The sequence below is a fragment of the Saliniramus fredricksonii genome (genome assembly GCF_900094735.1).
Lineage (GTDB): Bacteria > Pseudomonadota > Alphaproteobacteria > Rhizobiales > Beijerinckiaceae > Saliniramus > Saliniramus fredricksonii.
In genome coordinates this window covers 2,138,525-2,151,720 of the sequence record NZ_FMBM01000002.1, presented here as the reverse complement: position 1 = coordinate 2,151,720, position 13,196 = coordinate 2,138,525, and the positions used below count along the sequence as shown (strand labels likewise).

The following is a 13,196-nucleotide window of genomic DNA, read 5'->3' as shown; positions in this document are numbered from 1 at the left end:
AACCGGTGCGCGCCAGCCTCAGTACAGCAGCCGATGCCGATGAGATCGCCAATGTCGAGGATCCGCCGGTCGTGCAGAAGGGCGCGCCGCCGCAGGGCCGCGATCTGCTGGGAACGCCGCATCGCTTCGTCAACCGCGAGCTCTCCTGGCTCGAATTCAACCGCCGCGTTCTGGAGGAGGCCTCCAACCGCAATCATCCGCTGCTGGAACAGCTGCGCTTTCTCTCGATCTCCGCCAACAATCTCGACGAGTTCTTCATGGTCCGCGTCGCCGGCCTCAAGGGGCAGGTGCGCGAGGATCTCACCGCCGTCTCGCAGGACGGGCTGACGCCGAGCGAGCAATTGGCGCGCATCGGCCAGGAAGTCGCCACGCTCACGGTCGATCAGCAGGCGCGCTGGCGGGAATTGCGTGACGAATTGTTGCGCGAGGCGATCGCCCTCATCGGTGAGGATGATCTGTCGAAATCGGAATCTGTCTGGCTGGAAGACCACTTCCTGCATCACATCTTCCCGATCCTGACCCCGCTCGCCATTGATCCGGCCCACCCCTTCCCGTTCATCCCCAATCTCGGCATGTCGCTGGCGCTGAAGCTGCGCCGGCAGAGCGACGGCAAGCTGCTCAATGCGCTGATCCGCTTGCCCTTGAAGATCGACCGGTTCATCAAGCTGCCCGATTACGGCGATCACGGCGGCATGCGCTTCATCACGCTGGAACAGGCCATCGTGCTGCATATCGGGCGGTTGTTTCCCGGCTACGAAGTGATCGGCCAGGGTTCCTTCCGGGTGATCCGCGATTCGGATATCGAGATCGAGGAAGAGGCTGAGGATCTGGTGCGCGTCTTCGAGACGGCACTGAAGGAGCGCCGGCGCGGCTCGGTGATCCGGCTCGAAATCGAGGAGCGCATGCCCGAGGATCTTGGCGCTTTCGTCGCCGCCGAGCTGCATGTCGCGCCGGAAGAACGCGTGACCATCGATGGCATGCTGGCGCTGGGAGAATTGTCGCAACTCGTCGCGCTGGAGCGGCCGGATCTGAAGTTCAAGCCTTACAAACCCCGCTTTCCCGAGCGCATCCGCGACCAGGGCGGGGATTGCTTCGCGGCGATCCGCGAGAAGGACATCATCGTCCACCACCCTTACGAATCCTTCGATTCGGTGGTGCAGTTCCTCAACCAGGCGGCGCGCGATCCACATGTGGTGGCGATCAAGCAGACGCTCTATCGCACCTCGAACCAGTCACCGATCATCGCCGCTCTGGCGGAAGCCGCCGATGCCGGCAAATCGGTCACGGCTCTGGTCGAGCTGAAGGCGCGATTCGACGAGGAGGCCAATATCCGCTGGGCCCGCGATCTGGAGCGCGCCCATGCGCAGGTGGTCTTCGGCTTTATCGAGCTCAAGACGCATGCCAAGCTCTCCATGGTGGTGCGCCGCGAGGGCGGCCAGCTTGTCACCTATTGCCATGTCGGCACCGGCAATTATCACCCGATCACCGCGCGGATCTACACGGATCTGTCCTATTTCACCGCCGATCCGGTGATCGCGCGCGACGTGGCGCGAATCTTCAACTTCATCACCGGCTATGCCGAGCCCGCCGAGCTGGAGCGCATGGCGGTCTCACCCTACACGTTGAAGAAGCGGCTGCTGCAGCACATTGCGGAAGAGATCGAGCACGTCCGGGCCGGGCGCCCGGCGGCGGTCTGGCTGAAATGCAACGCGCTCGTCGATCACGAGATCATCGACGCGCTTTACGAGGCGAGCGGCGCCGGCGTGCAGATCGATCTGGTCATCCGGGGTATCTGCTGCCTGCGGCCCGGCATTGCGGGCCTGTCGGAGAATATCCGGGTCAAGTCGATCGTCGGGCGCTTCCTTGAACACAGCCGCATCTATGCTTTCGGCAATGGCGAGGGACTGCCCGGGCCGAAGGCGCATGTCTATATCTCCTCCGCCGATCTGATGCAGCGCAATCTCGACAGGCGGGTGGAGGCGCTGTTGCCGATCCACAATCCGACGGTCCATCAGCAGGTGCTGGAGCAGATCATGCTGGCCAATCTGCTTGATAACCAGCAGAGCTGGCGCCTGCTCTCATCCGGGGCGGGCGAGCGGATCAATCCGGAGCCGGAGGACGAACCCTTCAACGCCCACAAGTTCTTCATGACCAATCCCAGCCTGTCAGGCCGGGGCGAGTCCCTGAAAACCTCCAGCCCGAGGTCACTGCTGCGACGTGGACAACGCAACTAAGAATTTTCTGATGCGCGACGAGGCTCCCGGTCGGCTCAAGGTCGGGCGTCCGGTCGGCATCATCGATATCGGTTCGAATTCGGTGCGCCTCGTGGTTTATGAGGGGCTGACCCGCGCGCCGACACCAATATACAACGAGAAAGTGCTCTGTGGCCTGGGTCGTAATGTGGCTTCAACCGGAAGGCTCGACGAGGAAGCGGTGGCGCGCGCGCTCCGCGCGCTGGCCCGGTTCAAGGCTTTATGCGCCACGATCAAGGTCGGCAAGGTGCATGTGCTTGCCACCGCCGCTGCCCGCGATGCGCAGAACGGTCCCGATTTCCTGGCCGAGGCCGAGGGCATTCTCGGGCAGGAAATTGAACTCCTCTCCGGCGCCCGCGAGGCCGAACTCTCGGCGCTTGGCGTGATTTCCGGCTTTCACGAGCCGGACGGGATCGTGGGTGATCTTGGCGGCGGTTCGCTCGAACTCATCGACATCAAGGGCGCGCGCGCCACCCCCGGTGTCAGCCTCAAGATCGGCGGGCTCGCCCTGCAGGACATGTCCGGCGGTTCGCTCAAGAAGGCGCGCAAGCTGGTCCAGACGGCCCTGCAGCGCGCTGCGCCGCTCTCATCCCTGACCGGGCGCCCCTTCTATGCCGTCGGCGGCACCTGGCGTGCCCTCGCCCAGGCACATATGGCGCTGCGAAACTATCCGCTGCGGGTGATGCATGATTACCGCATCGCCCCCGATGACGCGCTCGCCTTTCTTGCCGAATTGCAGGCGAGCGACGACGATGCGCTCAAGGCGATCGAAGGCGTCTCCTCGGCGCGGCGGCCGCTGATGAAGATCGGCGCCGTGATTCTCGAAGAGATCATCCACGCCGGGCAGCCTTCGGCCATCGTCGCTTCGGCGCTCGGCGTGCGCGAAGGCGTGCTCTATGAGCGGCTCGATGACGAGTTGAAGGGCGCCGATCCGCTGATCACGGCCGCGGCGGATTTCAATCTCCTGCGCGCTCGCTCGCCTGGCCATGGCGTCGAGCTGATCTCCTGGACTGGCCATCTTTTAGAGACGCTGAAACTGGCCGAGACACCCGCAGAACAGCGCCTGCGCCACGCCGCCTGCCTGCTCGCCGATATCGGCTGGCGCGCGCATCCCGATTATCGCGGCGAGCAGAGCCTCAATATCATCGCCAATGCGGCTCTTGTGGGAATCGACCATCCGGGCCGCGCCTATCTCGCCCTGTCGAGCTTCTTCCGCCACGAGGGCCTGTCCATCGACAAGGCGAGCCCGCAGCTGAAAAGCCTCGCAACGCCGCGCCTGATCGATCTCGCGCGCATCCTCGCCGGAGCCTTCCGCGTCGCGTATCCGATCTCGGTGGCGATGGAAGGCGTCCTGCCCAAGACAGCTTTGTTCGCACGCGGCGACCGCATCGTGCTCGGCCTGCCCGATGACATGGCGCCGCTGGCCGGTGAGCGGCTGCACGGACGCATGCGCCAGCTCGGCAAGTTGCTGGGACGCGAACCGCGCATCGAGGCCGGCTGAGCCCTGCCTGTCATGTGATGCGCCAGCCGGGTTTGCATGCACGCGATCTCGACAGCAGCCTGGCGCGGGTGCAGGATGGCGTTTCGTCACGGTTTTGCCGGTTCGCCACGCGAAACGCCTGAAGGAATGCCATGAACGCGCCCACCCGCATCGAGCGCCGCTCCTCCACTTGCCCGCATGATTGCCCCTCTGCCTGCGCGCTGGAAGTCGAGGTCATCGACGGCACCAGCATCGGCAAGGTGACGGGCGATGCCGAGCAGAGCTACACGGCTGGGGTGATCTGCGCCAAGGTCGCGCGCTATGCCGAGCGAATCCATCACCCGGAGCGGCTGACGCAGCCCTTGCGCCGTGTCGGTCCCAAGGGCTCGGGCGAATTCGCGCCGATCTCCTGGGACGAGGCTCTCGATATCACCGCGAAGGCCTTCCGCGAAGCGGAAGAGGCGCATGGGGCGGAGGCGGTCTGGCCGTATTACTATGCCGGCACGATGGGCCTTGTCATGCGCGACGGCATCAACCGGCTGCGCAATGTCAGGAAATATTCCGGCCAGTATAATACCATCTGCACGACCATGGCCTGGACCGGCTTCATCGCCGGAACCGGCATCCTCGCCGGGCCCGATCCGCGCGAGATGGCGAAATCGGATGTGGTGGTGATCTGGGGCACGAATGCCGTGCATACCCAGGTCAATGTGATGACCCATGCCATGCGCGCCCGCAAGGAGCGCGGGGCGAAGATCGTCGTCATCGACATCTACGACAATGCGACGATGAAGCAGGCCGATCTCAAGCTCGTGCTCAAGCCCGGCACCGATGCGGCCCTGGCCTGCGCAGTGATGCATGTACTCTTCCGCGACGGCCATGCCGATCGCGATTACATGGCGCGCCACGCCGATTGTCCCGACGAGCTGGAGGCGCATCTGAAGAGCCGCGATCCCGCCTGGGCCTCGGCGATCACGGGATTGCCCGTGGAGGATATCGAGGCCTTTGCCAGGCTCGTCGGCGAGAACAAGCGCACATTCCTGCGTCTCGGCTATGGTTTCTCACGCCAGCGCAACGGCGCCATCGCCATGCATGCCGCGAGCTGCATCGCCACGGTGGCCGGGCACTGGCCATATGAGGGTGGCGGCGCCTTCCACAATAACGGCGCGATCTATCATTGGCGCAAATCCGTGATCGAGGGGCTCGACGCGCTCGACATGAAGGTGCGCAAGCTCGACCAGTCGCAGATCGGGCGCGTGCTCACCAACGACCCGGAAGCCCTGCGCCACGGCCCGCCGGTCAAGGCGATGCTGGTGCAGAATACCAACCCGGTCTCCGTCGCGCCCGAGCAGGAACTGGTGAAGCAGGGTTTTGCGCGCGAGGATCTGTTCGTCTGCGTACACGAGCAATTCATGACCGAAACGGCGCGCTACGCCGATATCGTGTTGCCCGCCACCATGTTCATGGAGCATGACGATCTCTATCAGGGCGGCGGCCACCAATATATCCAGCTCGGCATGAAGCTGATCGATCCGCCGGGCCAGTGCCGCTCCAATCACGAGGTGATCTGCGCCCTGGCCGAGCGGCTGGGTGCCAAACATGAGGGCTTCACGCTGACGCCGCGGGAGCTGATCGAACGCACGCTCGCCGATTCCGGCTGGGGGAGCCTCGCGGATCTCGAGGCCGGGAAGTTCATCGACGCCCAGCCCTCCTTCGAGCGGGCGCATTTCATCAACGGCTTCGGCTATCGCGACGGGAAGTTCCGCTTCAGGCCCGACTGGCCGAAAGTGCCTGCGGCCAATGCCGGGCCCATGGGGCCGATCGACGCCGTGCCCGGCCTGCCGGATCACTGGGAGGTGCTGGAGGAGGCGAATGCGGAATACCCGTTCCGCCTCGCCACCAGCCCCGCGCGGCATTTCCTCAATTCCAGCTTCACCGAGACACCGGGCTCGCTCAAGCGCGAGGGTCATCCCGACGTGATGATCCACCCGGAGGATGCTGCGCAGCAGGGCATCGAGGACGGGAGCTGGGTGCGGCTGGAGAACGGGCGTGGCGCGGTGATGCTGCGCGCGCGTCATTTCGCCGGTCTGCGCCGGGGCGTGCTCATCGCCGAATCGATCTGGCCGAACGCGGCCTATCCGGACGGTCGCGGCATCAATACCCTTACCGGCGCGGATGCGACGGCTCCGTTCGGCGGCGCTGCCTTCCACGACAATCATGTGGCGATCACGCCGATCGCGGCCCCGGCTGACGCAGCCGCCGGCGCCTGACGCGTTTTCAACAGAGGATCATCCATGCGTTTCGAGGGAACGAAGGATTATGTCGCGACCGAGGATCTCAAGGTCGCCGTCAATGCGGCGATCGTGCTGGAGCGCCCGCTTCTGGTGAAGGGCGAGCCCGGCACCGGCAAGACGGTGCTGGCCGAGGAGATCGCGCGCGCCGTGGGCGCGCCGCTCCTGACCTGGCACGTGAAATCGACCACCAGGGCGCAGCAGGGGCTGTATGAATACGACGCGGTCTCGCGCCTGCGCGACAGCCAGCTCGGCGATCCCCGCGTCAGCGATGTGGCCAACTATATCCGGCGCGGCAAGCTCTGGGAATCCTTCGTCGCCCCGCAGCGCCCGGTGCTTTTGATCGATGAGATCGACAAGGCGGATATCGAATTCCCCAACGATCTCCTGCTCGAACTCGACCGGATGGAGTTCTTCGTCTACGAGACCGGCGAGACGGTGCGCGCGCAAAACCGCCCGATCGTGGTGATCACCTCCAATAACGAGAAGGAACTGCCCGACGCCTTCCTGCGGCGCTGTTTCTTCCATTATATCAAATTCCCCGACGACGCGACGATGGCAAAGATCATCGACGTGCATTTCCCCGGCATCAAGAAACGCCTCGTCGAGGAGGCCCTGCGCGTCTTCTTCGCGACCCGCGACGTGCCCGGCCTGAAGAAGAAACCCTCGACTTCGGAACTGCTCGACTGGCTCAAGCTGCTGCTCTCGGAAGACATCGCCCCCGAGACCCTGCGCGAAACCAATTCCCGCAAACTGATCCCGCCGCTGCACGGCGCGCTCCTCAAGAATGAGCAGGACGTGGCGCTGTTCGAAAAACTCGCCTTCATGAGCCGGCGGGGGTGAAGGTCGAGCGGTTGCATAAAGGCTGGATAAAACCGTTTTCAGAACATTGGTTTTTTGCTGCAATTCTCGCCGACCACACCTAGCCTTATTGGGTTGCCAGTGATGTCCGCTTGCCTTTTGGGGTCACTTTTTTGTTGCAGATGAGTTTTTGAGATGCATGATCGCGGTAACACCACTGGCAGCTATGCTGATCAGTCTGAAGGCCCTCAGGAGAGATCGTGGGGGCCTTCAGTTTTTGGGGTCTTTCATGCGTACCATTTTTTAAATTGATGGGTTCAACCTCTATCAGTCTCCCCTGAAACGCAATCGTGGGTATCGTTGGCTCAACCTGCTCACCCTCGCGAGGAGATTGGTGGCCGATGACGAAACGGTCGTGCGCGTCAATTTCTACACCGCTTATGTCTCCGGACGCGTCGACGCTGATGCAGTTGGCAAGCAGCAGGCCTATCTCGCGGCATTGAAGACGGTGCCGGAGATTCATATCGAGTCCGGAAATTTCGTTATCAGCGATCGCTGGGTGAGGCTCGTGCACCCACCGGCAGCGCGTCCGGATGGCTGTCCATGGCCTGAACCGCATCCTCATTTTGTCAAGGCCAGTATTCCGCAAGAGAAAGGCAGCGACGTCAAACTTGGTGTTCATCTCGTGCGCGATTCGTTTCAGGATGCTTACGATGTTGCTTACGTGCTGACGAATGACAGTGATCTGGAGGAACCGATTCGTATTGCCGCACAGGAACTCGAAAAACGAGTTGTGATCGTGCCGCCAATCTTGCCCCGCAGTCCGCAGGCTCCAGTGCCCGCGCCGTCCTTGCGGCGGGTGGCCAGGGGCGTCTGTTTCATTCAGGACGAAGATCTGCGAGAGGCGCAATTCCCTGACGAGGTTGTACGTGAGGGCAGGAGTACGCTGATGCGCCCACCCGGCTGGAGCTCGACGCGTTACGACGATTGAAAGCTGATCCCCCACACGCGGCCCTGTGCCCTCTTGTCTCCACCCGCCATCCGGGTTCAGATGCGGGCAACAACATACCCGGAGAGAACGAGGACGCGCGACGATGGATTTCGCACTGTCGGACGAAGAGATCATGATCCGTGATGCGGCACGGCGCATCGCGGCGGAGCGCCTCGCGCCCGCCGCCGAACGGCTCGATCGCGGGGAGGGGCGCGAGGCGCTTTTGGCCAATCTCGGGCTTCTGGCCGAGAACGGCTTCGCCGCGCTCAACGTCAAGGCGGAGTATGGTGGTAGCGAAGCCGGCACCGTCGCTTTCGCGCTCGCCATCGAGGAGCTCGGCCATGCCTGCGCGTCGACGGCGGTCTCGACTTCGGTGACCAACATGGTGGGGGAGGTGATCCAGGCCGTGGGCTCGCCCGCGCAGAAGAGCGCCTATCTGCCGCGCCTCGCCGACGGGACCTACAAGGCGGGCTCGTTCTGCCTCACCGAGAGCGGCGCCGGTTCCGATCCGTCCCGCATGAAGACGCGCGCGCGCCGCGAGGGCAATGGCTGGCGCCTTGACGGGGAAAAGATCTACATCTCCTCCGCCGAATATGCCGGGCTCTTTGTGGTCTGGGCCGTGACGGAGCCGGATGCGCGCCCGGGCAAGGGCATCTCCTGCTTCCTTGTCGAGGCGGGCGCGCCCGGTCTCGTCATCGGCAAGGCGGAAAAGAAGATGGGCCAGCACGGCTCGCCCACCAATGTGGTGCATCTCGATGATTGCCGCATTCCCGCCGAGAATATCATGGGCGCGGAGAATGACGGGTTTCGCGTGGCCGTGGCCGAGCTCGCCGGCGGGCGTATCGGCGTCGCCGCGCTCTCGCTCGGCATTGCCCGCGCCGCGATGGATGCGGCCAAGGCCTATGTGAAGGAACGCAAGCAGTTCGGCCAGGCCATTGCCGAGATGCAGGGCCCGCAATGGATGATCGCTGACCGCGAGGTTGATCTCGAGGCCTCGCGGCTGCTCATCCTCAACGCGGCGGCGCGCAAGGATCGCGGCGAACCCTTCGCCAAGGAGGCCTCGATGGCCAAGCTCTTCGCCTCCGAAGCCGCGCATCGCTGCACGGATACCGCGATCCAGCTCTTCGGCGGGGCCGGCTATTGCGCCGATTATCCGGTGGAGCGCTATGCCCGCGATGCGCGCATCACCCGGATCTACGAGGGCACCTCCGAGATCCAGCGCCTGATCATCGCCCGTGAGACACTGAAGGCGGTGGCGTGAGGGATCGCCTGTCATACGCCCCGCAGCAAGAGGCCGCAGCTTTGGCATGACAGCGCGGCCCGTGATCTTCTGCTTCTCCGGGCAGGGCGCGCAATACCGGCACATGGCGCGTGACCTGATGGCGGAGGACGCCGTCTTCCGACATTGGATGGAGGAGGGCGAGGCGCTGGTGCGCGCGCGGTTCGGTTTCTCGGTTCTGGGCGAGATCCATGATCCCGATCATCCGCCCGGCGCGCCGTTCGAGCGGCTGGAAGCGACACATCCGGCGCTGTTCATGGTGCAATATGCCGCAGCAAAGGCGATGATGGCGCGCGGGCTTCATCCCGATCTCATGCTTGGCGTGTCGCTCGGCGAATTCGTCGCCATGGCGTTGTCCGGCGTGATTGGCTTCGAGGAAGCGCTCATCCGCATCGCCCGGCAGCCCGCGCTCCTGCATGAGCGCTGCGCGCGGGGCGGGCTGATCTCGGTTCTCGCAGGGGATGGGCTATGGCACGACGACGCGTATCTTGCGGCGCATAGCCATCTCGCGGGGCGCGGCTCGGGACAGAATTGCGTGCTGGCGGCTGCGCACGCGGCCATCGACCCCGTCTGCGCGCACCTCGCGGCACGGGGCGTGACTGCGGTCGTGCTGCCGGTGCCTTACGGATTTCATTCGCCGCTGATCGATCCGGCGGCGTCCGCCTGCCGGGCGATGTTTGCCGAGATTACCCCGCGCAGGGGCACCATTCCCTGCCTGTCGGCCTGCTTCGGTGACGTTCTCGACCCGGATGCGCCGGATCTGCTCTGGCGCATCGTGCGTGAGCGGATGGATGTGGTGCGCGTCTGCGGTGCCGCTCAACTCGCCGAGGGGGCGAATTACGTCGATCTCTCGCCATCGGGCGCGCTGGCCGCGCTGATTCGCCAGAACACGCCGCCGGGCCCGGCGCGCCGCATCGCGATCACGCTCTCGCCGATGGGCGGCAATGCGGGGCGATTCGATGCCGTGGCGCGGCGATTCGTGCGATCGGGCTGAGCACCCGCCTCACGCCATCCCCAGCGCCTGCATGTAGAGCTCGAGCACTGCTTCCTGCTCCTGGCGCTCGGAATGGTCCTGCTTGCGCAGCCGCACGATCTGGCGGACCGCCTTGGTGTCGAAACCACGCCCCTTGAGCTCGGCATAGACATCCTTGATGTCGCTGGCAATGCCGGCCTTTTCCTCTTCGAGACGCTCGATGCGCTCGACGAACTGACGCAACTCGTCGGCAGCAACGCCGGAATCCGCAATATCCGCAGCCATGAAAACCATCCTCACCAAACGAGACGCCGCGCCGGAGCAGGGCGGCGTCGAACACCGTCGCGGCAGGGATTAGGCAATCCGCGCGCCCGTGTCCAGAGGGGCGGGAACGCTCCATGTGGATGGAGGCGCAGACCGGCGCCTGCGCGCGCTTGGATGGCTGCACAGGCCAGGCGCCTGCGCTCAATGGGACGGCTTGCCGGCTTCGAACGCGGCCTGCTGGTCGGCGCTGGCGGGCGCCTGATGCTGCGCCTTCCAATCCTCGTAAGGCATGCCGTAGACGTATTCGCGGCTGTCATCCTTGCTGATGCCGAGACCGCGCTCATCGGCGGCATCCTTGAGCCAGTTCGACAGGCAATTGCGGCAGAAGCCGGTGAGATTCATCATGTCGATATTCTGGACATCGGTGCGGTTGCGCAGATGGGAAACCAGCCTGCGAAAGGCTGCGGCTTCGAGCGCGACGCGGGTTTCTTCGTCGAGGTTCTTCATCACTCACTCCTGATCAAACGGCGCAACGCCAGCTTTCTGCCACCGGCGTTCCCTTCTGATGCAACGATGGTCCCGCATGTGCGCGCATGCAAGAGCGAGCGTCACCGAAAGGGCTGCGGCGGTTGTGGCATGCCTTTCGGCCGCATTCTCATTGATTGCTTTATGCGTTAATTAATAATTTAAAATTGTATCATACAGCCTGTAGCAGGGTTGCATCAGGACTTTCCCCGAGCGACGCCATCGGCTAAACCTAGCGCGCTTACAAATTTCGTACAGTCAAAAATCGCGGGTGAAACATGGCGGACAACACGGCGGAGACGGCATCGACCGGTATTCTCGCAGGCAAGCGTGGCCTCATCATGGGTGTGGCCAATAACCGGTCGATCGCCTGGGGGATTGCCCGTGCGGCCCGCCAGCAGGGCGCGGAACTCGCCTTCACCTATCAGGGCGACGCCCTGAAGAAGCGCGTCGGCCCGCTGGCCGAGCAGCTCGACGCCATTCTCGTCGGCCATTGCGACGTCACGGACGGTGCGAGCATCGATGCGGTCTTCGCCGAGGTCGAACGGGCCTGGGGCAAACTCGATTTCATCGTCCATTGCATCGCCTTCTCGGACAAGGACGAGTTGACCGGTCGTTACATCGAGACGAGCGAGGAAAATTTCAACAGGTCGCTCAATATCTCCTGCTATTCCTTCACCGCCGTGGCCCAGCGGGCCGAAAAGCTGATGCGTGACGGCGGCTCGATGCTGACGCTGACCTATTACGGTGCGGAAAAGTGGATGCCGCATTACAATGTCATGGGTGTCGCAAAGGCGGCTCTGGAGGCCTCGGTGCGCTATCTCGCCGCCGATCTTGGCCCCGACAACATCCGTGTGAACGCGATTTCCGCCGGCCCGATCAAGACGCTCGCGGCCTCGGGCATCGGCGATTTCCGCTACATCCTCAAATGGAACGAGTACAACGCACCCCTGCGCCGGACCGTCACGATCGAGGAAGTCGGTGAGACGGCGGCTTTCCTGCTCTCCGATCTTTCGCGCGGCGTCACCGGCGAAGTGCTCCATGTCGATGCCGGCTATCACGTCGTGGGCATGAAGAATCCGGAAGCCCCCGACATGTCCCTCGACAAGGATTGAGGCAAGCCGCAACCCGGTCTTTTCCCTTCCACAAGTGAGTGTCGGATGTCAGCGACGATCTTCTTCATCCGCCACGGCGAGACGGATTGGAATGCCGAGGGACGCCTGCAGGGCCAGCACGACATTCCGCTGAACGCGCGGGGCGTCGGGCAGGCCGAGACAGCGGGGCGCATCCTGGCAAAGCTGGTGCCAAAGCCGGGGCATCTGCCCTGGCTGGTCAGCCCGCTGACGCGCACCCGCAAGACCGCCGAGCATGCGCGCGGCGCGCTGCGGCTCGATCCGCTGGGTTACGAGACCGATGAGCGCCTGATGGAAATCCGTTTTGGCGACTGGGAGGGGCTGACCTGGCCGGAAGCCACCGCCCGCGATCCGCAGTGGGCTGCCGCGCGCGAAGCCGATAAATGGGGTTTTCGTCCACCGGCGGGCGAGAGCTACGACGATCTCGTTGCGCGAATCGCCCCCTGCTTCGATGGGCTTGAAGGAGACAGCGTCGTCGTCGCCCATGGCGGCGTCGCCCGTGCGGTTCTCGCGCATCGCTGCGGCGTCGCGCCCGAACGCGCCCCGCATCTCGACATCTGGCAGGGGCGCGTCCTGGTGATCGGCGAGCGGCAATATCGCTGGGTGTGACCGGATGTCGCCGGGGCCTCAGCGCGGCAATGTGCCCTCCAGCACATAGGTCAGGATCTGCACGACCTGCGCGGGATGCTCGACCACCGCGAGCGCCGCCGCGTCGACCTCCTTGAGTGCATGCCCGTGTTCGGGCGGATGCATCACCACGATGGCCTTGCCGAGCGCCGAGGCATAGCCGGCATCGAAGGCTGCGTTCCATTGCCGGTAGCGCTCGCCGAAACGCACCACGACCAGATCGGCGCGGGCGATGTCGCGGCGGGTGCGGATGGCATTGAGCTTCGCGCCCTTGTGATCGGCCCAGAAATCCTCTTCCTCCGGTCCCATGATGGCGACGCCGCAATCATCGGAAGCCGCGTGATCGGTGACGGGCGCGCTGAAAGCGATATCGAGATCGCGGGCGCCATTGATGATCTCGTTGCGCCAGTCGGAATGAATTTCGCCGGCGAGATAGACCTGCAGGGTCATGATCGGTCCCTTCGCTTGTTGCCTGAACGGATCTTGCACCATGATCGCCTGCCCTGCGCCGCGTTGCAAATCCATAAGCGGGCCGGCCTTGCAAATCCGTGTCACCCTGCTAGGCAGAATGGCGCGAGGC

12 protein-coding genes are annotated in these 13,196 nt (G+C 64.0%); 9 read left to right on the top strand and 3 right to left on the bottom strand.

Going from position 1 to position 13,196, the window contains the following annotated elements:
• The first annotated feature begins 5 nt into the window (after nucleotides 1-5).
• The 7 genes from GA0071312_RS16280 to GA0071312_RS16250 all read left to right on the top strand — a co-directional run bounded on the left by GA0071312_RS16280 (nucleotide 6) and on the right by GA0071312_RS16250 (nucleotide 10,088).
• Nucleotides 6-2,234, top strand: a complete 2,229-nt coding sequence (locus tag GA0071312_RS16280) for an RNA degradosome polyphosphate kinase (RefSeq protein ID WP_074445821.1) — start codon at nucleotides 6-8, stop codon at nucleotides 2,232-2,234.
• A gap of 10 nt (nucleotides 2,235-2,244) precedes the next feature.
• Nucleotides 2,245-3,753: an exopolyphosphatase gene (gene ppx / locus GA0071312_RS16275; protein ID WP_074445820.1), complete on the top strand. Its 1,509-nt coding sequence runs from the start codon at nucleotides 2,245-2,247 to the stop codon at nucleotides 3,751-3,753.
• A 131-nt stretch (nucleotides 3,754-3,884) separates the two neighbouring features.
• Nucleotides 3,885-6,002, top strand: a complete 2,118-nt coding sequence (locus GA0071312_RS16270; RefSeq protein ID WP_074445819.1) for a molybdopterin-containing oxidoreductase family protein — start codon at nucleotides 3,885-3,887, stop codon at nucleotides 6,000-6,002.
• 24 nt (nucleotides 6,003-6,026) lie between these two features.
• Entirely contained in the window at nucleotides 6,027-6,866 is an 840-nt protein-coding gene (locus GA0071312_RS16265; RefSeq protein ID WP_074445818.1) for an AAA family ATPase, read from the top strand.
• 352 nt (nucleotides 6,867-7,218) lie between these two features.
• Nucleotides 7,219-7,815, top strand: coding sequence for an NYN domain-containing protein (locus GA0071312_RS16260; RefSeq protein ID WP_074445817.1), 597 nt, complete (start codon nucleotides 7,219-7,221; stop codon nucleotides 7,813-7,815).
• 103 nt (nucleotides 7,816-7,918) lie between these two features.
• On the top strand, nucleotides 7,919-9,076 hold the full coding sequence (locus tag GA0071312_RS16255; RefSeq protein ID WP_074445816.1) for an acyl-CoA dehydrogenase family protein: 1,158 nt from the start codon (nucleotides 7,919-7,921) through the stop codon (nucleotides 9,074-9,076).
• A gap of 46 nt (nucleotides 9,077-9,122) precedes the next feature.
• The gene (locus tag GA0071312_RS16250) at nucleotides 9,123-10,088 is read left to right on the top strand and encodes an acyltransferase domain-containing protein (RefSeq protein ID WP_074445815.1); all 966 of its coding nucleotides are present in this window, start codon (nucleotides 9,123-9,125) and stop codon (nucleotides 10,086-10,088) included.
• 9 nt (nucleotides 10,089-10,097) lie between these two features.
• On the opposite strand, the gene GA0071312_RS16245 is transcribed toward GA0071312_RS16250, so the two are convergent.
• Together GA0071312_RS16245 and GA0071312_RS16240 are read right to left on the bottom strand one after the other, a co-directional pair.
• Complete coding sequence (locus GA0071312_RS16245; protein WP_074446276.1) at nucleotides 10,098-10,352, bottom strand: DUF2312 domain-containing protein; 255 nt, start codon at nucleotides 10,350-10,352, stop codon at nucleotides 10,098-10,100.
• Nucleotides 10,353-10,532: 180 nt separating this feature from the next.
• Complete coding sequence (locus tag GA0071312_RS16240; protein WP_074445814.1) at nucleotides 10,533-10,838, bottom strand: DUF1244 domain-containing protein; 306 nt, start codon at nucleotides 10,836-10,838, stop codon at nucleotides 10,533-10,535.
• A 296-nt stretch (nucleotides 10,839-11,134) separates the two neighbouring features.
• Between GA0071312_RS16240 and fabI the strand changes: the two genes are divergently transcribed.
• Nucleotides 11,135-11,971: an enoyl-ACP reductase FabI gene (gene fabI / locus GA0071312_RS16235; RefSeq protein ID WP_074445813.1), complete on the top strand. Its 837-nt coding sequence runs from the start codon at nucleotides 11,135-11,137 to the stop codon at nucleotides 11,969-11,971.
• Between the two features lie 45 nt (nucleotides 11,972-12,016).
• Nucleotides 12,017-12,598 (top strand): histidine phosphatase family protein, encoded by a 582-nt coding sequence (locus GA0071312_RS16230; protein WP_074445812.1) that lies wholly within the window; start codon nucleotides 12,017-12,019, stop codon nucleotides 12,596-12,598.
• An 18-nt stretch (nucleotides 12,599-12,616) separates the two neighbouring features.
• On the opposite strand, the gene GA0071312_RS16225 is transcribed toward GA0071312_RS16230, so the two are convergent.
• A complete protein-coding gene (locus GA0071312_RS16225) occupies nucleotides 12,617-13,066 on the bottom strand; it encodes a YtoQ family protein (protein ID WP_074446275.1) in 450 nt (149 codons plus the stop codon).
• Nucleotides 13,067-13,196: the final 130 nt, after the last annotated feature.

Excerpts from the sequence above, each read along its gene's own strand:
- ppx (WP_074445820.1), top strand. The coding sequence starts at position 2,245 with ATGCGCGACGAGGCTCCCGGTCGGCTCAAGGTCGGGCGTCCGGTCGGC.
- GA0071312_RS16270 (WP_074445819.1), top strand. The coding sequence starts at position 3,885 with ATGAACGCGCCCACCCGCATCGAGCGCCGCTCCTCCACTTGCCCGCAT.
- GA0071312_RS16265 (WP_074445818.1), top strand. The coding sequence starts at position 6,027 with ATGCGTTTCGAGGGAACGAAGGATTATGTCGCGACCGAGGATCTCAAG.
- GA0071312_RS16255 (WP_074445816.1), top strand. The coding sequence starts at position 7,919 with ATGGATTTCGCACTGTCGGACGAAGAGATCATGATCCGTGATGCGGCA.
- GA0071312_RS16250 (WP_074445815.1), top strand. The coding sequence starts at position 9,123 with ATGACAGCGCGGCCCGTGATCTTCTGCTTCTCCGGGCAGGGCGCGCAA.
- GA0071312_RS16245 (WP_074446276.1), bottom strand. The coding sequence starts at position 10,352 with ATGGCTGCGGATATTGCGGATTCCGGCGTTGCTGCCGACGAGTTGCGT.
- GA0071312_RS16240 (WP_074445814.1), bottom strand. The coding sequence starts at position 10,838 with ATGAAGAACCTCGACGAAGAAACCCGCGTCGCGCTCGAAGCCGCAGCC.
- fabI (WP_074445813.1), top strand. The coding sequence starts at position 11,135 with ATGGCGGACAACACGGCGGAGACGGCATCGACCGGTATTCTCGCAGGC.
- GA0071312_RS16230 (WP_074445812.1), top strand. The coding sequence starts at position 12,017 with ATGTCAGCGACGATCTTCTTCATCCGCCACGGCGAGACGGATTGGAAT.
- GA0071312_RS16225 (WP_074446275.1), bottom strand. The coding sequence starts at position 13,066 with ATGACCCTGCAGGTCTATCTCGCCGGCGAAATTCATTCCGACTGGCGC.